The 23392-nt window shown below is 36.5% G+C and carries 19 protein-coding genes, 1 other RNA gene and 1 other annotated feature; of the genes, 15 read left to right on the top strand and 5 right to left on the bottom strand.

Translation table 11 applies throughout. From position 1 onward, the window contains the following. Positions 1–137 precede the first annotated feature (137 nt). The gene (locus BN999_RS07090) at positions 138–515 is read right to left on the bottom strand and encodes a TIGR04086 family membrane protein (protein WP_096270690.1); all 378 of its coding nucleotides are present in this window, start codon (positions 513–515) and stop codon (positions 138–140) included. Positions 516–681: 166 nt separating this feature from the next. Further along, entirely contained in the window at positions 682–2238 is a 1557-nt protein-coding gene (spoVB, locus tag BN999_RS07085) for a stage V sporulation protein B (RefSeq protein WP_096270689.1), read from the bottom strand. A gap of 118 nt (positions 2239–2356) precedes the next feature. On the opposite strand from spoVB, the gene BN999_RS07080 reads away from it, so the two are divergent. The 7 genes from BN999_RS07080 (at position 2357) to dtd (ending at position 11250) form a co-directional block, all read left to right on the top strand. Further along, positions 2357–2644 carry a post-transcriptional regulator gene (locus tag BN999_RS07080; RefSeq protein WP_096270688.1) on the top strand — a complete coding sequence of 96 codons (288 nt, stop codon included), beginning with the start codon at positions 2357–2359 and terminating at the stop codon, positions 2642–2644. A gap of 62 nt (positions 2645–2706) precedes the next feature. Beyond that, on the top strand, positions 2707–4995 hold the full coding sequence (secDF, locus tag BN999_RS07075) for a protein translocase subunit SecDF (RefSeq protein WP_096270687.1): 2289 nt from the start codon (positions 2707–2709) through the stop codon (positions 4993–4995). Between the two features lie 82 nt (positions 4996–5077). Further along, complete coding sequence (locus tag BN999_RS07070) at positions 5078–5407, top strand: LapA family protein (protein ID WP_096270686.1); 330 nt, start codon at positions 5078–5080, stop codon at positions 5405–5407. A gap of 59 nt (positions 5408–5466) precedes the next feature. After that, positions 5467–7803: a single-stranded-DNA-specific exonuclease RecJ gene (recJ, locus tag BN999_RS07065; RefSeq protein WP_096270685.1), complete on the top strand. Its 2337-nt coding sequence runs from the start codon at positions 5467–5469 to the stop codon at positions 7801–7803. Continuing rightward, a complete protein-coding gene (locus tag BN999_RS07060; RefSeq protein WP_096270684.1) occupies positions 7793–8305 on the top strand; it encodes an adenine phosphoribosyltransferase in 513 nt (170 codons plus the stop codon). Before recJ ends, BN999_RS07060 begins: the two co-directional genes overlap by 11 nt. A gap of 135 nt (positions 8306–8440) precedes the next feature. Then, a complete protein-coding gene (locus tag BN999_RS07055; RefSeq protein WP_096270683.1) occupies positions 8441–10645 on the top strand; it encodes a RelA/SpoT family protein in 2205 nt (734 codons plus the stop codon). Positions 10646–10803: 158 nt separating this feature from the next. Continuing rightward, entirely contained in the window at positions 10804–11250 is a 447-nt protein-coding gene (gene dtd / locus BN999_RS07050) for a D-aminoacyl-tRNA deacylase (protein ID WP_096270682.1), read from the top strand. A 550-nt stretch (positions 11251–11800) separates the two neighbouring features. Here the strand turns inward: dtd and BN999_RS07045 are convergent. Next, positions 11801–12895: an N-acetylmuramoyl-L-alanine amidase gene (locus BN999_RS07045; protein WP_096270681.1), complete on the bottom strand. Its 1095-nt coding sequence runs from the start codon at positions 12893–12895 to the stop codon at positions 11801–11803. 99 nt (positions 12896–12994) lie between these two features. On the opposite strand from BN999_RS07045, the gene BN999_RS20550 reads away from it, so the two are divergent. The 4 genes from BN999_RS20550 (at position 12995) to ssrS (ending at position 16849) form a co-directional block, all read left to right on the top strand. Next, a complete protein-coding gene (locus BN999_RS20550; RefSeq protein WP_176481900.1) occupies positions 12995–13168 on the top strand; it encodes a hypothetical protein in 174 nt (57 codons plus the stop codon). A 57-nt stretch (positions 13169–13225) separates the two neighbouring features. Continuing rightward, positions 13226–13447: a binding site (T-box leader), on the top strand. Between the two features lie 56 nt (positions 13448–13503). Further along, on the top strand, positions 13504–14784 hold the full coding sequence (gene hisS, locus BN999_RS07040; RefSeq protein ID WP_096270680.1) for a histidine--tRNA ligase: 1281 nt from the start codon (positions 13504–13506) through the stop codon (positions 14782–14784). Continuing rightward, a complete protein-coding gene (gene aspS, locus BN999_RS07035; protein WP_096270679.1) occupies positions 14785–16548 on the top strand; it encodes an aspartate--tRNA ligase in 1764 nt (587 codons plus the stop codon). Between the two features lie 122 nt (positions 16549–16670). Further along, a non-coding RNA gene (gene ssrS, locus BN999_RS07030) (6S RNA) lies at positions 16671–16849 on the top strand. 741 nt (positions 16850–17590) lie between these two features. Here ssrS and BN999_RS07025 read toward each other — a convergent pair. Both BN999_RS07025 and BN999_RS07020 read right to left on the bottom strand, forming a co-directional pair. Further along, complete coding sequence (locus BN999_RS07025) at positions 17591–18262, bottom strand: RsfA family transcriptional regulator (RefSeq protein WP_096270678.1); 672 nt, start codon at positions 18260–18262, stop codon at positions 17591–17593. A 264-nt stretch (positions 18263–18526) separates the two neighbouring features. Continuing rightward, the gene (locus tag BN999_RS07020) at positions 18527–19810 is read right to left on the bottom strand and encodes a replication-associated recombination protein A (protein WP_096270677.1); all 1284 of its coding nucleotides are present in this window, start codon (positions 19808–19810) and stop codon (positions 18527–18529) included. A 178-nt stretch (positions 19811–19988) separates the two neighbouring features. On the opposite strand from BN999_RS07020, the gene cymR reads away from it, so the two are divergent. Genes cymR through BN999_RS07000 form a run of 4 tightly spaced genes read left to right on the top strand, consistent with a single transcriptional unit; the run spans position 19989 to position 23385 of the window. Beyond that, positions 19989–20408 carry a cysteine metabolism transcriptional regulator CymR gene (cymR, locus tag BN999_RS07015; RefSeq protein ID WP_096270676.1) on the top strand — a complete coding sequence of 140 codons (420 nt, stop codon included), beginning with the start codon at positions 19989–19991 and terminating at the stop codon, positions 20406–20408. Between the two features lie 29 nt (positions 20409–20437). Further along, on the top strand, positions 20438–21580 hold the full coding sequence (locus BN999_RS07010) for a cysteine desulfurase family protein (RefSeq protein WP_096270675.1): 1143 nt from the start codon (positions 20438–20440) through the stop codon (positions 21578–21580). A 9-nt stretch (positions 21581–21589) separates the two neighbouring features. Beyond that, the gene (mnmA, locus tag BN999_RS07005) at positions 21590–22702 is read left to right on the top strand and encodes a tRNA 2-thiouridine(34) synthase MnmA (RefSeq protein ID WP_096270674.1); all 1113 of its coding nucleotides are present in this window, start codon (positions 21590–21592) and stop codon (positions 22700–22702) included. Between the two features lie 26 nt (positions 22703–22728). Next, entirely contained in the window at positions 22729–23385 is a 657-nt protein-coding gene (locus BN999_RS07000) for a tetratricopeptide repeat protein (protein WP_096270673.1), read from the top strand. Positions 23386–23392: the final 7 nt, after the last annotated feature.

Below are 23392 nucleotides of genomic sequence, written 5' to 3'. Positions count from 1 at the left end.
CAGAGCTAAAGCTCTTCCGGGGTCTCACCGATGCCTATCCTCCCGTAGGAGTCTCCGTATATTTCCGGAGCTGATGTGGTGTTTCGTTCAGGTTCTCAACTTATACTTTTAGTTATGTCCCAGCCTCTTTTTGATGGTTATTTATGATTGGTAGCAATATTCACTCCTACCGCTCCACCAAATAGGGCAGCCAGAATGTAAAATAAATGATGGATAGTCTGTTGTAGACCAAAGCCTTCCTGGAAACCTAAATATTGGACTAAAAATGTAAATACAGTAAACCCTAGGCCTGTAAATGCACCAATCATCCAACCTTTTTGTTTTCCTTTTCCTCCAGCAACAGCCCCGCCAATAAATAGTGAAATTAAACCAATAACGAGTGTCACCCAATTAAGTGCGGGTTCATTAAAGCTGGAGAAACGTAATAATAAAGCTAGTGCCATACTAGATACTAAGATTAATCCAAGTACTACAATCCATCCATAAAGTAATGCCATAAATTGTTGATTACGCATTAAAATCCCCCTCGTAAATAGTCCTTTTATAGAATCATATTCTTGTCCTAACAAAAGTAGACGAGTTTTTTGTTAATTTTATGGATTATTAAATACCTCCAATTCATGAGCTTGACTCTTTCCAGTGAAAGAATATCCGATACCTTTTGTAGAACAAAAACAAATACTAACGGATCCATTTTTGTAAAAATGGTATTTGTTCTAATTCGTCTTTCGATATGAATTTTAGTATGAATAATAGGATGATGTAGACAATTGTTAAAAGAATTAAGGATAAACCAAATAAGATTATATTTGGATCATAGTTCATGTAAAAGTCATATACTATCTTTCCTAAGCCCCAGGTTGCTAGAATCAATGCAACCATCTTAGCGATATCTTTAATAGGTATATAAAAATTGATTTCTCTTCGTAAGGATGCTAAGTGTAATAACGTAATTAAAATAACTCCAACAGACATTGCAATCGCGACACCCATGATCCCAAAACTCTCATTAGAGGCAAGGATGAATAATACAATAAATTTCACAACTGCCCCAATTAGACTATTCCACATGGCAGGTTTTGCGAGATCTAATGCCTGCAATGCTGCTTGTAATGGAGATTGGATATATAGAAGGATATAAAATGGTGCCATGAATATAAGAATGGTACTAGCATTAGCTGTACCATACATAAACGATAAGATAGGTACTGCAAAAATGGATAATACAACAGTTGCTATTGCCCCCGATGCAAATGAAATGCGGATAGATTGATGAATTCGATAATGAATTAAATTCCTGTTTTTTGTTGCCTCTGCCTCGGAGATGTTTGGTACTAGCGCAATGGACAGTGACTGGGTAATAAAGGTTGGTAAAAATAATAATGGTAAGACAAATCCTGTCAATTCACCATACTGCCTTGTAGCAAGCGAACTTGATATACCAGCTATGGCTAGGCTGTGTGCGACAATAATAGGCTCCAAGAAATAAGAAAATGAGCTAATCATTCTACTACCAGTACTTGGTAGAGCAATAGAGAAAAGTTCTTTCATTGTTTGTTTACTTGATTTTAAGTACTTGAAAAAACGGTGCCTAATGCGAATTGTTTTCTTGCTTTTAAATTGATATATCATATAAAGTAAAGAGATGAATTCTCCTAAAATAACACTAAACATTGCTCCGGCAGCTGCATATTCCACACCAAGAGGTAGTAATAGCTTTACAAATAAGGCAACACAACTAATTCGAACGATTTGTTCAATTACTTGTGAATAACTTTGTGGTTTCATATTTTGCATTCCTTGGAAATAACCACGCAAAACAGAAGAAACAGCAACAATAGGAATAATAGGGCTTACAGCTATTAATGGTAATAAGGTACGATCGTCTGTTAATAGTGTTGTTGCTATAAATGGAGCAGCGAAAATCATGACTACGGTAAAGAAAATACTTGAAATAGATGTTATGATTATTGAAACTACTAATATGCGTTTAACTTTAGCTCGGTCATTTCTTGCATCTGCTTCTGCTACTCGCTTGGATATGGCAACAGGTAGTCCTAGTTGTGTTAATGTCATGACCAAAAATAGAGTAGGAAGGGCCATCATGTATAAACCGATTCCTTCTTCACCCATTAATCTAGCAACCACTAAACGGTTAATAAACCCTAGAAATCTGGTAATCATGCCTGCTAATATTAAGATAAGCGTGCCTTGTAAAAAAGTTTGTTTAGACAACATTGATAACCTGCCTTCTCAAAAAATAAAATTTCATATACAATGATATATATGCAAGATTGGTGGCCGAGCATGACAACTTGTCTAATGTATTAAATTCTTTCTTGAAGAGGTGAAGGTCTTGGAGGCAACAAAGGCTGTTGAAGCATGGAAGCGTGAGTTAAAACCGGTATTAGTTAGTAAAGCCGAAGAGTTACAAATGATGGGGTATTCTAAAGCTAGTGATGAGGATATTTGGAAATGCCTTGTGAAGAAGGTGTGGAAAGGGAATCCCGAAAAAAGATTACATGAGGTAGTTCAAGACATATTTCACCTAAGTTCTAATAGTTACATGAGTTATTTAACAATCGATGCATATCAGGATGATGATTTAATGGCGTCTATTGCAGCCCTAACAGGTAAGAATTAATTCTATATGCATGAAAGTATATACATAGTTGGTTTGATACAGATTAAGGGAGGAACAACGTTATGAAAAATAAAGGACGTATTACATCCTTTTTCCTAATCGTCATTGCATTAGGACTTGTTATTGGAATATTCACACCTAAGGTTGCTAGTGATGTTAATCTAGGACTGGACTTACAAGGCGGATTTGAAGTTCTGTATGAAGTAAAACCGATTGATAAATCACAAAATACAGATCGAAAATTATTAGAATCAACCGTTCAATTATTAAATGATAGAGTAAATAAACTTGGTATCAGTGAAGCTGTAATTGATATAGAAGGTGAAAATCGAATCCGAGTACAGCTTGCTGGTGTTAAAGATCAGACTCAAGCTCGTGAAATGCTAGCTACTACTGCAAGGCTATCATTCCGTGATGTAAATGATAATGTATTGTTAGATGGATCTGATATTAAAGAAGGTAGTGCAAAACAGGATTTTGATCCAACAACAAATTCACCAATTGTTACCTTGCAAGTTAAGGATGCTAAGAAGTTAACAGAAGTTACTACTGAACTATCGAAAAAGCATCCTGGAAATTTAGAATCAGTAACACCACTACCAGAACGAGAAGATTTACTAGTGATTTGGATGGATTACCAAGAAGGAGATTCCTTTAAAGAAGAAGTTCTAAAAGAAGATCACAAGTATATTTCTGCACCAGGAGTTCAGGAACCAATCCCTGGTACCAATGTTATGATCAGCGGGAACTTTACTGTTGAATCTGCTCAGTATTTAGCGGATATTATTAACTCTGGTTCCCTACCAGTAGACATGAAAGAAATCTTTTCCACATCAGTTGGTGCACAGTTTGGGGAACAAGCTTTAAATGAAACGGTAATGGCTGGAATCATTGGTATTGCAATTATTTTCCTATTCATGATTGTTGTTTACCGTTTTCTTGGTCTTATTTCTGTTATTTCTTTAAGTGCTTACACATTTTTAGTAATAGTTATCTTTGAAGCATTAAATGGAGTTCTTACTCTTCCAGGAATTGCAGCGTTAATTCTAGGAGTTGGTATGGCAGTAGATGCCAATGTAATCACCTTTGAACGAATTAAAGAAGAGTTACGTGAAGGAAAATCACTTCCAGCATCATTTAAAGCTGGAACGAGTAATTCATTTAGAGCGATTTTAGACGCTAACATTACAACCATCTTGGCTGCAACCGTATTGTTTATTTTTGGTACAAGCTCTGTTAAAGGCTTCGCTACCATGTTAATTATCAGTATACTGGTGAGCTTTTTAACCGCTGTTTTTGGAACAAAATGGTTATTGCAACTATGGATAAAAGTGAAGTTCTTTAAACATAACCCTGGTTGGTTAGGAGTGAAAAAATCAGATATCCGAGATATTAGAGATAATGCAGAAGTGCCTGCGAAATTTGCTAATAAGGAATGGAATTTTGTAGATAATCGAAAGAAATTTTTCATGATTACATCGATTTTAGTAATTATTGGTGCTCTTTCACTCCTGTTCTTTAGATTAAATCCAGGAATTGATTTTACTAGTGGTTCCAGGGTACAAATCATGGCAGAAGAAAGCTTAGACTCAGAGAAGGTTAAAGCAGGCCTAGAAGAGTTAGGGTTATCGGGTAAAGTTGTTCTATCTGGTGAAAATAATGAGATTGCAGTAATTCGTTACGAAGAGATTATTGAAGAAGGTAAAATTGCAGAATTAAAATCATACTTTATGGATGAATATGGGGTAGAACCAAGTGTGAGTGTTGTTTCCCCAATTGTTGGACAAGAACTGGTGAAAAATGCCCTCTATGCACTGGCTATTGCGGCTATTGGTATGATAATTTATGTTGCATTCCGCTTTGAATTTTTCTTTGCGATTACAACAATTATAGCCCTGCTACATGATGTCTTTATTATGTTAATGGTCTTTAGTATCTTTAGAATTGAATTTGATGTCACTATAGTTGCTGCAATTCTGACCATCATCGGATATTCAATTAACGCGACTATTGTTACCTTTGACCGTATTCGGGAGAATATTCAGAAGCGGAAGAAGCCTATTAAGGCATTTAAAGATTTAGCTAGTATTGTAAATACTAGTATCGTACAAACGATGACAAGAACAGTGAATACAACGATAACGACGTTAATTGCTGTTTTGGCATTCCTATTCCTAGGTGCAGAACCAATACAAGGTTTCGGAATTGCATTAACGGTAGGTCTGATTGCAGGAACGTACTCTTCCCTATTCCTTGCTACTCAATTATGGCTAGTATGGCGTGGAAAGAATATTAAAGATAAACCAGTTGATTTTAGAAAGAAAAAGCGTGTAGAAGGACCACAGGTCTAATAAAAGGGTCCCCTTGGCCTATGCCAAGGGGATTATTTTTATTCTGATGTGTAAAATATAAACTAACTAAGGAGGTTTACTTATGAAAGGACAAACTTATGTCATTATTGCTATCATATTTATGATACTAGTAGCAGTATTTGCTGTAACTAACGTTAATCCTGTAGAAGTTAATTATTTCTTTTGGAAAGTAGAATCACCATTGATCTTGGTAATTCTGTTCTCTGTTTTAATGGGTGGGGTTATCACTGCTGCGGTTGGTATGGTTCGTATGTTTAGAATGCAAAGGGAAATTAAACTATTAAAAAGAGAAAATCAGCAGCTAACTCTACTTGTTGAGGAAAATGGTTTATCAGAGTATGAAAATCATTCCTTACCAGAAACAGAAATGAAAACTGATGATCATAGTTAGAAATTTAATTGCTACCCCTGACTGTATTTGTGTATAATAGATTAGTCAGGGGTGAATTTATGTTACGGAGCAAGTCAAATTGGAATTTTGCTAGCATACAAGAGAATACAAACGATTGGATGGATGGCTCAAGCGAATTATCCCCCGTGATAAAAGAACTGCTTTTACAACGTGGTATGACAACAATTGAAGAAATACAACAATTCTTGAAACCATCCATTGATCATCTTATTAATCCTAATAGACTAGCATCGATGAATATGGCTAGAGATCGAGTAGGACAAGCAATTGAGAATAATGAAAAGATCCTAGTTTTTGGTGATTATGATGCTGATGGGGTTAGTTCCACTACAATTCTAATGAAAACACTACAAGAACTGGGCGCGAATTGTGATTTTTATATACCGAACCGTTTTACAGAAGGATACGGACCAAATGAAAATGCCTTTAGACAGGCAAAAGAAGATGGATTTCATGTAATAATAACAGTGGATACTGGTATAGCTTCTGTTCATGAGGCTAAAGTGGCTAAAGAACTGGGGATTGATTTGATTATCACAGATCACCATGAACCACAAGATGAATTACCAGATGCATTTGCTATCATACACCCTAAATGTTCACCTGATTATCCTTTTAAAGAACTTGCGGGTGCTGGTGTGGCATTTAAGTTTGCAGAAGCACTACTCGGTTATTTCCCAGAACATCTACTGGATTTAGTAGTGATTGGGACAATTGCTGATTTAGTACCATTAGTTGGTGAGAACCGTATACTAGCCTTCTTTGGTTTGCGAAAATTAACCATCACTAAACGCGAGGGATTAATTGCGTTAAAAAAACGATGCAAAATGGAAGGCAGAACAACAGAAGAAGACATTGGATTTCTTATTGGACCTCGTTTAAATGCTGTTGGTAGACTTCAAGATGCTGATTTGGCAGTGCATCTTCTAATGACCGATGATAGACAGGAAGCAGAAGAACTTGCAGAAATGGTGGATCAGTTGAATCTAGAGCGCCAGAAAGTGGTTGCTTCTATTGTTAAAGAAGTGGAAGAATCTGTAGATATCGATTCCCAAAAAGGGGTTATTGTTGTTGCTAGAGAGGGTTGGAATCAAGGTGTACTGGGAATAGTTGCATCTAGGTTGGTACGGAAATATGATCGACCAGCCATCGTTTTAGCTATTGATGTAGAAGATGGTACAGCGAAAGGTTCAGCAAGAAGTATTCCGCGTTTTGATTTATTCCAAGGGTGTATGCGTATAAAGGATGTTTTTACTCATTTTGGTGGCCACGCTCAAGCGGCTGGAATGACATTACCGATTGAAAATATTTCTTTGCTCGAGAATAATTTAGATAAAATTATTAGCGAAGAATTATCTAGTGAAGATTTCAAACAAGAAATATTGATTAGTAAAACTCTAGAGCTATCGGATGTAAGTGAAGAACTTATCGATGAGATTAGTCAACTAGCTCCATTTGGTATGGCTAATCCAAAACCAAAATTTCATATTAATTGTAAACCTAATGAGATTAGACAACTTGGTAACATGAAAAAACATCTCAAACTAAACTTTAAAGAAAATGGCCATACACTAGAAGGAATTGCCTTTGGCATGGGTGAATTATTCCATTATATTTCTCCAAGTGTAACAGTTTCTGTTGTAGGAGAATTAGGCATTAATGAATGGAATGGAATTCGAAAACCACAACTTGTGGTAGAAGATATGAGAATAGATCATTGGCAATTATTTGACCATCGAGGTAAGAAACAAATCGATTTAACTAATTATCTTCACCAGTTTGATAACCATATACTACTGTATAATGAAAACGGCCAAAGCCTTCATACATTTCCAGAAGGAATTAGAAAAGTTACCTATGAAAATGCGTATGAATTAGTAGAGCAAGTAGAAGTATTGTACTTGTTTGATTTACCTCCAGACTTAAATGAATTGAAACAATTTATCACCAAGGTTAAACCCATGTGCATCCATGCTTGTTTCTATGTTGAAAACAGTGCCTATTTATCTGCTTTTCCGACTAGAGAAGATTTTAAATGGTTATATTCATTAGTATGGAAAAAGAAAGAATTAGATATCCGCAACGAGTTAAATGCTATCATGAACGCAAAAGGGTGGACTAAGGAATCGGTTCATTTTATGTTAAACGTGTTTTCTGAGCTGGAATTTGTTAATATAAATAATGGACTTATTATCTTAAATAATTCACCGCAGAAAAAGGATTTACAGGAAGCAACTGTTTATCAAGAGCGGCTAAAACAAGCCGAAATTGAAAAAAATCTCTATTACGCACCTTATGATGAATTAGTGAAATGGTTTCAAGATAGTATGGAGCAAGAGGTTAAACCTAAGGAGGAAGTAATCCATGGATTATAAAAAATATATTAAAATTGTAAATGATTGGCCTAAAGAAGGTATTGAATTCAAAGATATCACGCCATTGATGGATAATGGAAAAGCATTTAAAGCTGCAGTTGATGAAATAGTGGAATTCGCAAAAGATAAACAAATCGACCTAGTAGTAGGTCCAGAAGCACGAGGGTTTATCGTTGGATGCCCTGTATCCTATGCATTAGAAGTGGGATTTGCACCAGTTAGAAAAGAAGGAAAACTACCACGTGAGGTTATCAAGGTAGACTATGGCCTAGAATATGGACAAAATGTGTTAACAATTCATAAGGATGCTATTAAGCCTGGTCAACGTGTATTGATTACAGACGACCTACTTGCAACTGGTGGAACAATTGAAGCGACGATCAAATTAGTAGAAGAGCTAGGCGGTATTGTTGTTGGATGTGCGTTCCTAATTGAATTATCTTACCTTGATGGTTTAGACAAACTAAAAGGCTATGATGTGTTAACATTAATGAAATACTAATTACAATGACTAGGTCTGATGAGAAAAGTTCCGTCAGACCTCTTCTAATACGTAAATATATATTTTTTACTTTACATTTTTGAAAATCTTTTTGATACTAGTAAATAAGTATCTTCTACAATTAAAGGTGATATTATGGCAAAGAGTGACATTATAACAATTGAACAATTAATAGAAAAAGCCCGAAACTATCTAACTGCAGATGATGTAGAATTTGTTTCTAGGGCCTATAAATATGCAGAAAACGCTCATAAGGATCAGTATCGAAAGTCTGGGGAAGCATATATCATTCACCCTATTCAAGTTGCTGGAATCTTAGTGGACTTAAAAATGGATCCTGTCACAATAGCTGGTGGATTTTTACATGATGTTGTAGAGGATACCGAAATTACTTTGGAAATGATCGAAGAAGAATTTAATAAAGAAGTCGCTATGCTTGTCGATGGTGTAACGAAACTCGGAAAGATCAAATATCAATCCAAGGAAGCACAACAAGCAGAAAACCATCGGAAAATGTTTGTTGCTATGGCTAAGGATATTCGTGTTATCTTGATCAAGTTAGCTGATAGATTGCATAATATGCGTACATTAAAGTTTTTACCACCAGAAAAACAAAGACAAAAAGCAAATGAAACGATAGAAATTTTTGCTCCTTTAGCTCATCGTCTGGGAATCTCCACGATTAAATGGGAACTAGAGGATATCTCGTTACGATATTTAAATCCACAGCAATATTACCGCATTGTTCAATTAATGAAACAGAAACGTGAACAGCGTGAATCATATATTGAAGAGGTAATAAAGGAAGTATCTAATCAATTATTAGATGTTAATATAGATGCTGATATATCCGGTAGACCAAAGCATTTATATAGTATCTATCAAAAGATGTATAAACAAAATAAACAGTTTAATGAGATTTATGACTTATTAGCTGTTCGTATTTTGGTTAATAGTATAAAAGATTGTTATGCTGTATTAGGAATAATCCATACTTGTTGGAAACCAATGCCAGGTAGATTCAAAGACTATATCGCCATGCCAAAACAAAATCTTTATCAGTCCTTGCACACAACTGTAATTGGTCCAAAGGGTGACCCGTTAGAAGTGCAAATCCGCACAAAGGAAATGCATGAGATTGCGGAATATGGAATTGCTGCTCACTGGGCCTACAAAGAGGGGAAACAGCTTAATAAAGACAAAAAATCCTTTGAAGAGAAGTTAACTTGGTTTCGAGAAATATTGGATTGGCAAAGTGAAACACATGATGCGGAAGAATTTGTAGAATCATTAAAAGTAGATTTGTTCTCCGACATGGTCTATGTGTTTACACCAAAAGGAGATGTAATTGAACTGCCATCTGGTTCGGTTCCACTTGATTTTGCTTATCGAATTCACACAGAGATTGGTAACCAGACAATCGGTGCGAAAATAAATGGTAAGATGGAGCCACTTGATTATGAACTTAAAAATGGCGACATTATTGAAGTAATGACGTCAAAGCATTCCTATGGACCATCTCAAGATTGGCTGAAGATTACACAAACTTCACAGGCTAAAAATAAAATTAGAGCATTTTTTAAGAAACAACGTCGTGACGAAAATATAGCCAAAGGTAAAGATTTAGTTGATAAAGAGATTCGAGCATTAGGTATCGAACCAAAAGAAGCTCTAACAGAAGAGAATCTGAAACGTGTATATGAGCGTTTTAACTTTATTAATGATGATGATTTATATGCTGCAGTAGGCTATCAAGGAATTACAGCTGCATTAGTAGCTACAAGGTTGACCGATAAAATTCGTCAAACGCGCCAGAAAGAACAGGATCTGGCTCAAACACTTGAGGGAGCTAGAAACGAGTATAAGGAAAAGGAAAAGAAAAAGTATAAAAAAGACTCTGGAGTTATTGTTGAGGGTGTCGAAAACTTACTAGTCCGACTCTCTAAATGCTGTAATCCTGTTCCAGGTGATGAAATAATCGGCTATATCACCAAAGGGCGTGGTGTCTCTGTTCACCGTTCTGATTGTCCTAATGTACTAACAGAAGAAGCTAAGGAACGTCATCTGCATGTTGAGTGGGAAGTAGATCAAACACAAAAGCAGTATCATGTGGACCTGGAAATATCAGGTTATGATCGAAGAGGACTATTAAATGAAGTTCTCCAAGCCGTAAATGAAATGAAAACCAACATTACCCATGTAAATGGACGTTCGGATCGAAATAAGATGGCAATCATCCAAATCACCATTTTAATTCATAATACCGATCATTTAAGAAAAATTGTTGAACGTATTAAACAAATTAAAGATGTATATACCGTAACTAGAACATTACAATAGTGGCCGGGACATAATAAGAGATTAAGTCAAAAAAACTGAACGTTTTGCCATACTTCCCGAACGGGTATATGCGCAATTTATATTCGTTCCGATTTTCTTTCACTTACAAACTCTTTTGTCCTAGCCTCTTTTTTTACATAAGGAAAGGGGTTTTTGAATTGCGGGCAGTTGTTCAACGCGCAAAAGATGCATCAGTTACTGTTAAAAATGAAGTGATTGGTGAAATCACTAATGGGTTTGTTGTGTTGTTAGGAGTAACACATGAAGATACTGTGGAAGATGCAAAATATCTTGTGAATAAAATAGTTAATTTACGTGTGTTTGAAGATGAAAATGAAAAAATGAATTTATCACTTAAAGATGTAAAGGGAGATATTCTTTCTATTTCTCAATTTACCTTGTACGGGGATACAAGGAAGGGAAGAAGACCAAACTTTATGCAGGCAGCGAAACCAGAAATAGCAAATGAGTTGTATGAACAATTTAATAGTTTGATTAGAGTTGAAGGGGTAAAAGTAGAGACTGGTCAGTTTGGAGCAATGATGGATGTGAAATTAACCAATGTTGGTCCTGTAACATTGATATTGGATAGTAAAGATAAGTAATTTCCAAGGCTAGTATCGTACAGTTTGTTGCTATTGATAGAAACTGTGCGGCTAATATTTTTTTGGGGGAGCACCATACCCGCTACGGAAATACACTCCGCTTTCCGCGGGCGGCTGGTGAGCCTCCTCGTGCTAACGCACTGCGGGGTCTCACCTATGCCTATCCTCCCGCAGGAGTCTCCGTGTATTTCCTTCGCTGAGATAGAGTTAACAAAAATGAAAGTACCATTATAATCCATGATATGATTCATAAACTAACAATAACTTGAAAACTTAACTAGCGCAGGCAGAATACGGAGACTCCTGCGGGAATAGCACGTGTCCGAAGACCCCGCAGAGGCGAACTTTCCTCGAGGAGGCTGAGGCCGGGCCCGCGGAAAGCGGAGTATTCTGCCGGAGCGGTGTCGTATAGCTATACCCAATAACTAATTCTGTGTAATTATACTAGTTACCGCACAGTTTCTATCTACTATTTGTTATATTAAACTATCCAGAAGCAATAAATTATTTTAGGATGTAGCCTTTTCCTGTCTAATTAGATTAAGTCATATTACTGAACAGCAAAATACCGCTGTAATCCATTAACTATACCCGCAACTAATTTTTCTTGATAAACATTAGTTAGTAATAGTTGTTCAACCTCAGGATTAGATATAAATCCTAATTCAATTAAAACAGAAGGCGTTAAATTTTGGCGAATCACTTGGAAGTCACCAAAATCTGCACCACGGTCCCGATCGTCTGACTCTTTAATAATTTCTTGCTGAATGTAAGTTGCTAACGGTTCATATTGTTCCTGATAATAGTATGTCCCAATACCTGTAACGCTTGGTAAGTCAGGTACACTATTATAGTGTAAACTTATGAAAGCGTCAGCGTTCACTGTATTCGCCAAGGTGGCTCTACTTGTTAAAGAGACAAATGTTTCTTCATCTCGAGTCAAGATAACTTCTGCTCCAAGTATCGTAAGTTCTTGTGCTAGTATTTCAGCAGTTTTATATGTCAAATCTCTTTCATATACTTCATTTACGCTTAATGCCCCTGAATCATTACCACCGTGACCAGGATCAATTACTACTGTTTTCCCGTTCATTCCATCTGTCAGATTATCTGCAGTTACTTCTACTAGTTCTTTGAAGATATAGCCCTCAGAATCTTCAGACTTTACTTTTAACCAACTATCTGTTTCCCCAACTACCTGATATTTATCACCTTTTTTAGCAAAAGATGTGATTTCTTTATCGGTCGAAGGGCCACTTCGGATTTGTGTCTTGTTATAGAGTATTTCTATTGTTTTTTGTTCGTCACTTACTGTCGATTCGTTCAAGTCAGTTGTATTCTCATCTTCAATTTCTTCTGATGTATCTTTATCCAATGATTCACCTTTCATTGAAACATAATCGGTGGATACCCACGCTGTATAACCCTCTAACTGGATTTCGACCCATCCTGCTTGTTCATCAATAACAGAATAAACCTCATCCTTATGTACTTGTCCTAAATTACCATATGTAGTACCAGGGCCACTTCTTAGATTCAAATTATCTTCATTAATAATGACTTCCTTTGTACTAGCAACTACAGGAATATTCCAGATTAGAAGTGCTAGACAAAGTAATACGACTACTAAATCTCTTTTTCGCAAAAAACTTCCTCCTAATTTTAAACAACTCTTCTTTTATATTCTAATAAAAAACAAACAAATAGGCAAAGCTAGTCTTATGAGAAAGAGGAGGCGGAAATCTTGCGAATGAACGAAAAGCATTGGAATTCACAGAATAACCGGGATGTTTTTGGTGTTAATTTACATCGTTTTGTAGAAATGCAAGACTCATCAGGACATATGGAAATCGCACAAGAACTTGGTATTTCATTAGGTGAGGTAAAAGCATTGAAGAAAAAAATAAATCGTACTTGACATTCTACATCTGAAACATTATGATAATAGTCATTCAAGTAATAGGAACGTACTATACTTAATCCAGTGAGGGAAAGAGTAACTAAATCATGTATGTCCAGAGACAAAATGCCTTGGCTGTGAGCATTTTGCATAACAATTTAGTGAAAGACATTCCTTAGGATCTATATTGAACGAATTAACTAGTAAATATAGACGTTTTGCAGGCGTTAACTGTGAAAGGTGGATGCACTAATAGCATCAACTAGGGTGGCAACGCGGGTAACTCTCGTCCCTTTATTATAAGGGACGGGAGTTTTTTGTGTTTTTTACTTAGTTTGAGGGAGGATTTTATTATGGAAATTAAGGCGCCAAGAGGAACTGCCGACATTCTACCAAAGGATGCTAAAAAATGGCAGTATGTGGAGAATGTAATAAAAGGAATTAGTAATAATTATCATTACGAGGAAATCCGTACACCATTATTTGAACATACAGAGGTTTTTGCACGAGGAGTTGGAGACTCTACGGACATTGTTCAAAAGGAAATGTATACGTTTGAAGACCGAGGTGGAAGAAGTTTAACTCTCCGTCCTGAAGGAACTGCTTCTGTGACGAGAGCATTTGTTCAAAACAAATTATATGGGGAGCCTAATCAACCCGTAAAATTATACTATTTTGCTCAAATGTTTCGATATGAACGACCTCAGCAAGGTAGGATGCGTCAATTAAATCAATTTGGGGTTGAGGTGCTCGGAAGTGCTGACCCAGCTGTTGATGCGGAAGTAATTGATTTAGCAATGACCGTATATAAAACATTAGGACTAACATCATTAAAATTAGTCATCAATACTCTAGGTGATGTTGAAAGTAGAACAAATCACAGAGAAGCTTTAATTACACACTTTACACCATATAAAGAAGAATTGTGTAAAGATTGTCAATCACGATTAGAACAAAATCCAATGAGGGTTCTTGATTGTAAAGTGGACCGTGATCATCCTTCTATGAAGACAGCACCTTCAATATTGGATTATTTAAATGAAGAATCAAAAGAGTATTTTGAACAGGTTAAACACTATCTTGACTTAATGGGAATTGAATATGAAGTAGATTCGAATCTAGTTCGTGGCCTTGATTATTATAACCATACTGCATTCGAGATTATGAGTGAGGCAAAGGGATTTGGTGCAATAACCACTCTTTGTGGTGGTGGTAGATATAATGGACTTGTTGAGGAACTTAATGGTCCTGCTACCCCTGGAATTGGTTTTGGTATGGGAATTGAACGATTACTAATGGCGCTGGAAGCAGAGGATATCGAACTTCCATTAGAAGCTGAGCTTGATTGTTATGTTGTTACTTTAGGAGAAGGATCGAAAGAGGTAGCAGTAAAATTAGTTCATGAACTTCGCCAGAATGGTATTCAAGTAGACCAAGATTATCAGGGGAGAAAAGTAAAAGCCCAGTTTAAAGCAGCAGATCGCTATAAGACAAAGTATGTCTTGGTTCTTGGAGAAGATGAGATACAAAAAGAAGTAATTAATGTTAAGGAAATGGCAACTGGTGAACAGGTTGAAGTTCCTCTAAATCAATTAATAAACACAATGAAGGAAAAGATATTAGGAGGAAAATAGATGAGCGAAAGAGTACTTGCCGGCACAATTCGGGAATCAGACGTTGAAAAAGAAATTCTATTAAAAGGTTGGGTTCAAAAACGACGCGATTTGGGAGGGTTAATTTTCATTGATCTTCGTGATAAATCGGGAATTGTCCAGGTTGTTTTCAATCCAAAGTATGAAGAAGCATTAGCTATAGCAGAAAACGTTCGTAGTGAATATGTTATAGAAGTAAAGGGACAAGTTGTCTTACGTGATGATAAAACCATTAATCCACTAATGGAAACTGGTACCCTGGAAGTTATTGCAAATGAAGTGGTGGTATTAAACAAATCCAAAAATCCTCCATTCCTAATACAAGATGAAACAGATGTATCGGAAGATTTACGATTAAAATATCGTTATATAGATTTGCGAAGAGCTCCACTACAAGAAACATTTAAGAAACGACATCAGATCTCACAAGTAGTAAGGAACTTTTTAAATGACGATGGTTTCTTAGAAATGGAAACTCCAATTTTAACAAAAAGCACACCAGAAGGGGCACGTGACTATTTAGTACCAAGTAGAGTTCATTCAGGGGAATTTTATGCTTTACCACAGTCCCCACAATTATTTAAACAGTTAATTATGATGAGTGGGTTTGAAAAGTATTATCAAATTGCACGTTGCTTCCGTGACGAGGACTTGCGCGCTGACCGTCAGCCAGAATTTACTCAAATTGACATCGAAACTTCCTTTATGACTAGTGACGAAATCATGTCCATGACGGAACGTATGATGCAGAAGGTTATGAAAGAAGTAAACAACGTTGAAATTGAGCTACCATTACAACGCATGCCATATCAAGAAGCAATGGAACGTTATGGCTCTGATAAACCTGATACCCGATTCGATTTAGAGTTAATACATGTTTCCGATGTGCTAGACAAATCGAACTTTAAAGTGTTCCAAGGTGCAATTGAAAGTGGAGGAAAGGTTGCACTCTTGAATGTTAAAGGAGAGGCAACCAATTACTCTCGTAAAGATATTGATAAATTAACAGAGTTTGTGAAGGTTTATGGAGCTAAAGGTTTAGCGTGGCTTAAAGTGGAAGAGGAAGAATTAAAAGGACCAATTGCAAAATTCATTTCTGATGAGGAAAAACAAGGTCTTTTTGAACGTGCAAATGCGGAAAATGGAGATTTACTCTTATTTGTAGCTGACAAAACATCTGTTGTATATGATAGTCTTGGTGCATTACGATTAAAATTAGGTAAAGAAAATGGCTTAATCGATGAAAGCAAATTTAACTTCTTATGGGTAACAGATTGGCCATTATTAGAGTATGATGAAGAACTTGGCCGCTATTTTGCAGCACATCATCCATTTACGATGCCTTTCGAAGAAGATTTTGAAAAGCTATCTACAGATCCTAAAAGCGTACGAGCGAATGCCTATGACCTTGTTTTAAATGGCTACGAATTAGGAGGAGGCTCAATTCGTATCTATAAGCGTGAAGTGCAGAATGAAATGTTTAAAGTACTAGGCTTTACAGAAGAAGAAGCAGAAGCGCAGTTTGGTTTCTTATTAGAAGCATTAGAATATGGTGCTCCACCACATGGTGGAATTGCACTCGGATTAGATCGAATTGTAATGTTGCTTACAGGAAGAAGCAATTTACGTGATACAATACTCTTCCCGAAAACAGCATCCGCTTCGGATCTTTTAACAAATGCTCCGAGTGATGTTAGTGAAGCACAGTTATCGGAATTGTCTATTCAGTTAAACCCAAAATTATGACTAAAATGAAGATATGTTTGTAATTTGTAACATTTGTAACTAAATCTTCATATAAAGTGATGTTGAATGGACTTGAGTCCATGTGTTAAGATAATTTTACAAACGAAATGTATCTGTATACGTCAATCCTGATATGTTAGTCTATAAAATATGTTTTGACCGAACAGTTTAAAAGAGGGAGCTTGATTGTTTTCGTATGGCATACATGCCTTTTCAAAGGACGTATAATATTCGAAACAAAGCACCCACCTGCTAGGAGCGGGGATCAAAACTTACTATAGACGGCATAATTGGGATTGATAAAATACATAGAATAAATAAAAGCCAGAGTCTATCCTTAATAGATTCTGGCTATTTTTTGTTTAATATGAATGCAGTTACTTGGTATTTGATAGAAACTATGCGGTGAATATTTTTTATTTGGGAGCAACATACCCGCTTCGGAAATACACTCCGCTTTCCGCGGGCGGCTGGTGAGCCTCCTCGCGCTTACGCACTGCGGGGTCTCACCGATGCCTATCCTCCCGCAGGAGTCTCCGTGTATTTCCTTCGCTAGTATTGAGTGAAAAAAATATAAGTAATTAAAACCAACACAATAATTACTTGCTAACTTAAAGTTAGAAAACCCAAACTAGCGCAGGCAGAATACGTAGACTCCTCGAAAATAAAGAACAATTTTCTTCGTGCGATGATTACGCAGCCGTAGACTTCCTTGGGACTGCGATTACTCGCCCCACCGAAAACCATTGTCCTGCGGGAATAGCACGTGTCCGAAGACCCCTAGAGAGGCGAACTTTCCTCGAGGAGGCTGAGGCCGGGTCCGCGGCAAGGTAGACACTGCGACGGTCTTTTCGAGCAGATGTCGCCCCTGTGCTGACAGTAAAAGCGGAGTATTCTGCCGGAGCGGTATATTAATACTACACTTATTAATTGACAGTCATTACCGCAAAGTTTCTATCAAATTGAGAAGAAATTAGGAATTAACACATTGAAATCAAACAATTAAAAAGATGTCTTAGGAAAATTCCTAGACATCTTTATATTAATTGGAACCTTGTGCGATTTGCTCTAGATTACCATTCTTATCCATGCGGAATGCAGGTGCTTTAAATGAACCTTGATCTTCAAGAACTGTCATCTTTCTAGCACGATCCATAATCTGAACAAATACCTTGTAATCTTCCTGGATGGTAACTAGCTCATGTTCTGTTTCAGAAAGCTTCTTTTCAAGTTTAGCAATCTGTTCTTTCAACATAATATTCTCTTTTTGTGCTTGATCCAATGAAACTTTTGATTGATTGGAAGCATAGTAGTCTTTTTTAAGCTGATTTAAAAATTGTATAACAGTCTCTAATGTTATAGTTGTAGGCTGCATTTGTGCTACCTCAGTAGTAGTATCTGTATTCTCTTCCATTACGGTTTCATAGTTTGGCTGAAAGGTAATAATAGATGGCCGCGTATTTTTTTTTGCCTTCTCTATTGCACGTTTCTTTTCTTTACGTTGCCTTTTGGCAAGGTCAATTGCACTAATGTATTTTTTTCGGATTTCAGCATTCCACCTAAATCCACATGCAGCAGAAGTACGATTTAATTTATCGCCAACTTCTTCAAAAGCATTTAATTGAGTACTTCCTTCTCTAATATGACGCAGCACAGTTTCTGCAAGTAACAGGTCATCTTCATGTGACCACGCATCTTGTCTAACTTTTGTCATGTATGTTTCATCTCCTTTTTCTGGTAACTACCTGTTCAAAACAATAGATTTTAACTAGTAAATTGTGTTGGCAAAAAGTCAGTTCATTAGATAGACAGTTTAAGAAGTGACTTTCAGGTCAGTATTTCGTTTTCTATAGTTTTGACGAGAGAGATAATTTTTATACGTTACGCTATGATATTTTTTATGATCTAAGTAATTTCTAAACTACTCTAACCCAAAAAAAGACATCCTATAGTGGATGCCTTAAATTATTATTTCTCTTTATTTATTATTCTTTTTCTCTTTCAATATCTTTTCGTATACTTGTTTCATTGCTTGCTCAAATTTTCCAGTGTTCTTTGGTCGATAATATTGCTTATTCTTAATTGTATCAGGTAAATATTGCTGATCGACCCAACCACCTGGATAATCATGCGGATACTTATATTCTACTCCTCTGCCTAATTCTTTTGCACCTTGATAGTGGGAATCCTTGAGATGATTTGGTACATCCCCGCTTTTTCCACTACGAATATCGGATAGAGCAGCGTCTAGTGCTGAGTAGGCTGTGTTTGATTTAGGAGAAAGACAAAGCTCGATAATTGCTACTGATAGTGGTATCCTTGCTTCTGGAAACCCCAGTCTCTCTGCAGCTTGAACTGCTGCTATAGCACGAGGTCCTGCTTGTGGATTGGCAAGTCCAATATCTTCATATGCAATTACAATCATTCTTCTAGCAATGGAATCTAGGTCACCTGCTTCAATTAATCTACCTAAATAATGAAGGGCAGCATCGACATCACTACCACGTATGGATTTTTGAAAAGCAGAAATCACATCATAATGTGCATCCCCGTTCTTATCATGGGAAAAGCTTTTCCGTTGCATACATTCTTCTGCAACTGCTAAATCTATAAAGATTTCATTATTGTTACTTTTCGGTGTGGAGGCAACAGCTAACTCGAGACCATTCAATGCCGAGCGCATATCACCGCCTGAACTACCAGAAAAATGATCAAGTGCTTCTTCAGTAATATGAATGTCTAATTCACCAAAACCATGTTTTTCATCAGCAAGTGCCCTCTTAATTGCTTGTTTCACATCACTAGGTTCAAGCGAATGTAATTCAAAGATATGACAGCGACTTCTGATAGCGGGATTTATTGCATGGTATGGGTTACTAGTGGTACAACCAATCAGCGTAATCAAATTACTCTCTAAATGTGGCAATAGGAAGTCTTGTTTTGCCTTATCAAGACGATGTACCTCATCCAGTATTAAAACCATGTTTCCAGACATCTTAGCCTCTTCAACGACAATTTCCATATCTTTTTTCTTGTCCACAACGGCATTTAATAGACGAACTTGTAACTTTAAACTTTTTGCAAGTGCAGTTGCCAAGGAAGTTTTTCCTGTACCAGGAGGACCATACAAAATCATGGATGCTAGATTTTCAGCCTTAACCATTCGGTTTAGTATCTTACCTTCTCCTACTAGGTGCTCTTGTCCAATGATCTCATTGATATGAGTGGGTCTCATCCGATAGGTAAGTGGTTTTGATCTCATTTTCATCAACCTTTGAATAAAATAATAGTTTGGTATACTTAGCCTAAGCTTGATTCGAAAAAAATGCAAGAAGACAATCTTCATGCTATAATACCATGTATTTTAAAGTTAGCATCAATAATGGTATAGTTGATATAGAAAAAACACGTTAGTTTTTAAGGATAAGAGGAGTATTATAATGAAAATATCTACTAAAGGTCGTTACGGGCTAACTATTATGATTGAATTGGCTCGAAATTATGGGGAAGGCCCGATTCCGTTAAAGACGATAGCAAGAGAGAATAATTTATCGGAACATTACTTAGAACAGTTAGCATCCCCTTTAAGAAACGCTGGATTAGTAAAGAGTGTTCGAGGGGCTTATGGGGGATATATTTTGCCAAGGGAACCGAAAGAGATTACTGCAGGTGACATAATACGGGTGTTAGAAGGACCAATTGCCTTAGTAGAGGGAATTGAAGACGAAGAGCCTGCAAAGCAAGCCCTATGGAAACGTGTGACAAAAGCTATTAAAGAAGTTTTGGATACAACAACTTTAGAAGATTTAATCAATCATGAAAAAGATGATCCAATGGATGGTTATATGTTTTATATATAGCCCCAAGACTTAGAAAGGACGAGCGTAACATGGAACATATCTATTTAGACCATGCCGCAACTACCCCAATGGATACAAGGGTTATAGAAGCGATGGTTCCTATATATGAAGAGGTATTCGGTAATCCATCAAGTGTACATGCCTTTGGTAGAAAGGCAAGACAATTATTAGATGAGGCAAGAAGAGTATTAGCGGGTAGCATACATGCGAATGAAAAAGAAATTATCTTCACCAGTGGTGGAACAGAAGCAGATAATCTTGCATTAATGGGTACAGCATTTGCGAACAAGCATAAAGGGAATCATATTATTACTACAAATATTGAGCACCATGCTACACTTCATACAGCGGAGTACCTAGAAAAGGAAGGGTTCGAGGTTACGTATCTTCCAGTCCAAGAGGATGGGAGAATTTCTGTTGCGGATTTAAAAAGTGCATTAAAAGATGAAACTATTTTAGTATCCATTATGTATGTCAATAATGAAACAGGAATAATTCAACCAGTTGAAGCGGTCGGTGATATCCTGAAAAATCACCAAGCATATTTTCATACAGATGCCGTTCAAGCATATGGAACATTAGAAATCGATGTTGAAAAACTAAACGTAGATTTATTATCGGTTTCCGCACATAAAATCAATGGTCCAAAAGGAATTGGTTTTTTATATGCTAAGGAAGGAATCAAACTAAACGCCTTACAATTTGGTGGGGAGCAGGAACGTAAACGCCGTCCAGGTACTGAAAATGTTGTTGGAGTAATTGGGTTTAAAACGGCAGTTGAACTGATGCGCGAAGAGAGAATTATTCGTAATGAAAAATACGAGGAATATAAACAGTTATTTCTACAAGTACTAAAGGAAAAAGATATAATCTTTGATATAAATGGGGATCTACCAAATACAATTCCTTCTATAGTTAATATAAGCTTTCCAGGAACCAATGTGGAGAAGTTATTAGCTAATTTTGATTTATCAGGTGTGGCTGCATCTAGTGGAAGTGCGTGTACAGCGGGATCTGTTGAGCCTTCCCATGTCTTATCAGCGATATATGGAGCAAATAATCCATGTACAACAAATTCCATTCGTTTCAGTTTCGGAGCTGCGAATACGAATGAAAATGTGTTAGAAGCAGCACACCGTGTAGCGAAAATAATTAAGCGATTAGTAAAGTAGGTGGCAATGATGAAAGAAAATAAGGATATACGTGTCGTTGTAGGAATGAGTGGTGGAGTAGACTCATCTGTAGCAGCATTACTTCTAAAGGAACAGGGTTATGATGTAGTTGGTATATTTATGAAAAACTGGGATGACACGGATGAATTCGGGGTTTGTACGGCAACGGAAGATTTTGATGATGTTGTTCGAGTATGTAATCAATTGGATATACCATATTACTCCGTGAATTTTGAAAAGCAATACTGGGATAAGGTATTTACCTATTTCCTAGATGAATATAAAGCAGGGCGCACACCAAATCCGGATGTTATGTGTAATAAGGAAATAAAATTTAAAGCCTTTTTAGATTATGCCCTTGATTTAGGTGCAGACTATTTGGCTACAGGACATTATGCACAAGTTCGAGAAAATAATGGTAAATTTGAAATGCTACGTGGTGTAGATTCTAATAAAGATCAAACCTATTTTTTAAACCAATTAACCAGCGATGTATTAGAAAAGGTAATGTTTCCGCTTGGGGATATACCGAAATCTAAGGTTCGTGAAATTGCGAGTGCTCATGGGCTTGCTACTGCAACTAAGAAAGATAGTACCGGCATTTGCTTTATTGGAGAAAGAAATTTTAAAGAGTTCTTAAGTGAATACTTGCCTGCACAACCCGGAGAAATGCAGACGCTTCATGGAGAAGTAAAAGGCAAGCATGATGGACTAATGTATTATACAATTGGCCAACGTCAAGGACTTGGTATAGGTGGTTCTGGTGATCCTTGGTTTGTTGTTGGCAAAAATCTAAAAGAAAATATATTATATGTTGAACAAGGATTCAGTAATGAAAGTCTTTATTCAGATGAACTTACTGCTACAGATCTGAATTGGATTAATCCAGATGAAATCTCAGAAACATTTTCATGTACAGCTAAATTCCGCTACCGTCAAGAGGATAGTGCTGTTACTGTTCAACGATTAGAGAATGGGGATGTTCGTGTGATTTTTGACGAAAGTCAACGAGCAATTACTCCAGGCCAAGCAGTAGTATTTTATGATGGGGAAGTATGTCTGGGTGGCGGTACGATTGATAAAGTTATTAGACAGAATCATGTCCTAGACTATGTAGGCTAAGTTTTCCACCCTAAAGGAGTTAGAAAATGAATAAAATTTCACAAGCTGTAAACCTAATGAAAGAAAATAAGTATGAAGAAGCGGCAAACTTATTTAATGAATATATTGAAGAGAACCCTAATGACCCAGTTGGTTTTGTGAATTTCGGTAACTTGTTAATGCATCTTGGAGACCATGAACATGCTATTAATTTTTTTGAAAAAGCAATCACATTAGATGATAAGACAGCCACTGCTTATTATGGATTAGGAAATGTCTTTTTTGAGCAAGAAGATTACCCTAAAGCACAAAAGAACTTCTTGGAGGCTATTAAGAATGGTTTAGAAGAAGCTGATGTATATTTTATGCTTGGAATGGCTCACCAAAATCAACAGCAATTTAGATTAGCTTTACCATATTTACTTCGTGCAAAGGAACTTACTCCAACAGATGTTGAAGTAACATTTCAATATGGACTTGCCTTAGCACAAAGTGAATTATTGTCTGAAGCGAAAGAAGTATTTGAAGCAGTGCTCAAATTGAATTCAGAACATAGCGATGCCTTATATAACTTAGGTGTTATAGCGTTATTTGAAGAAAATGTTTCCAGAGCACTGGACTGTTTTAATCAGGCATTAGAATTTGATCCTAGTCATGTGTTAGCTGCTAACGGAAAACGTGTAGCGGAAGAAGCAATAAATTAAACGTTTT

Origin of the sequence: Paucisalibacillus globulus (genome assembly GCF_900184735.1) — a bacterium.
In the GTDB taxonomy this organism is placed as follows: Bacteria; Bacillota; Bacilli; order Bacillales; family Amphibacillaceae; genus Ornithinibacillus; species Ornithinibacillus globulus_B.
Note: the sequence above shows the minus strand (reverse complement) of the source record. Positions and strands in the feature narration are given on the sequence as shown.

What these genes read in the sequence shown, in the direction of transcription:
- BN999_RS07090 (WP_096270690.1), bottom strand. Translation starts at nt 515, where the DNA reads ATGCGTAATCAACAATTTATGGCATTACTTTATGGATGGATTGTAGTA.
- spoVB (WP_096270689.1), bottom strand. Translation starts at nt 2,238, where the DNA reads ATGTTGTCTAAACAAACTTTTTTACAAGGCACGCTTATCTTAATATTA.
- secDF (WP_096270687.1), top strand. Translation starts at nt 2,707, where the DNA reads ATGAAAAATAAAGGACGTATTACATCCTTTTTCCTAATCGTCATTGCA.
- BN999_RS07070 (WP_096270686.1), top strand. Translation starts at nt 5,078, where the DNA reads ATGAAAGGACAAACTTATGTCATTATTGCTATCATATTTATGATACTA.
- recJ (WP_096270685.1), top strand. Translation starts at nt 5,467, where the DNA reads ATGTTACGGAGCAAGTCAAATTGGAATTTTGCTAGCATACAAGAGAAT.
- BN999_RS07060 (WP_096270684.1), top strand. Translation starts at nt 7,793, where the DNA reads ATGGATTATAAAAAATATATTAAAATTGTAAATGATTGGCCTAAAGAA.
- BN999_RS07055 (WP_096270683.1), top strand. Translation starts at nt 8,441, where the DNA reads ATGGCAAAGAGTGACATTATAACAATTGAACAATTAATAGAAAAAGCC.
- hisS (WP_096270680.1), top strand. Translation starts at nt 13,504, where the DNA reads ATGGAAATTAAGGCGCCAAGAGGAACTGCCGACATTCTACCAAAGGAT.
- aspS (WP_096270679.1), top strand. Translation starts at nt 14,785, where the DNA reads ATGAGCGAAAGAGTACTTGCCGGCACAATTCGGGAATCAGACGTTGAA.
- BN999_RS07025 (WP_096270678.1), bottom strand. Translation starts at nt 18,262, where the DNA reads ATGACAAAAGTTAGACAAGATGCGTGGTCACATGAAGATGACCTGTTA.
- BN999_RS07020 (WP_096270677.1), bottom strand. Translation starts at nt 19,810, where the DNA reads ATGAGATCAAAACCACTTACCTATCGGATGAGACCCACTCATATCAAT.
- cymR (WP_096270676.1), top strand. Translation starts at nt 19,989, where the DNA reads ATGAAAATATCTACTAAAGGTCGTTACGGGCTAACTATTATGATTGAA.
- BN999_RS07010 (WP_096270675.1), top strand. Translation starts at nt 20,438, where the DNA reads ATGGAACATATCTATTTAGACCATGCCGCAACTACCCCAATGGATACA.
- mnmA (WP_096270674.1), top strand. Translation starts at nt 21,590, where the DNA reads ATGAAAGAAAATAAGGATATACGTGTCGTTGTAGGAATGAGTGGTGGA.
- BN999_RS07000 (WP_096270673.1), top strand. Translation starts at nt 22,729, where the DNA reads ATGAATAAAATTTCACAAGCTGTAAACCTAATGAAAGAAAATAAGTAT.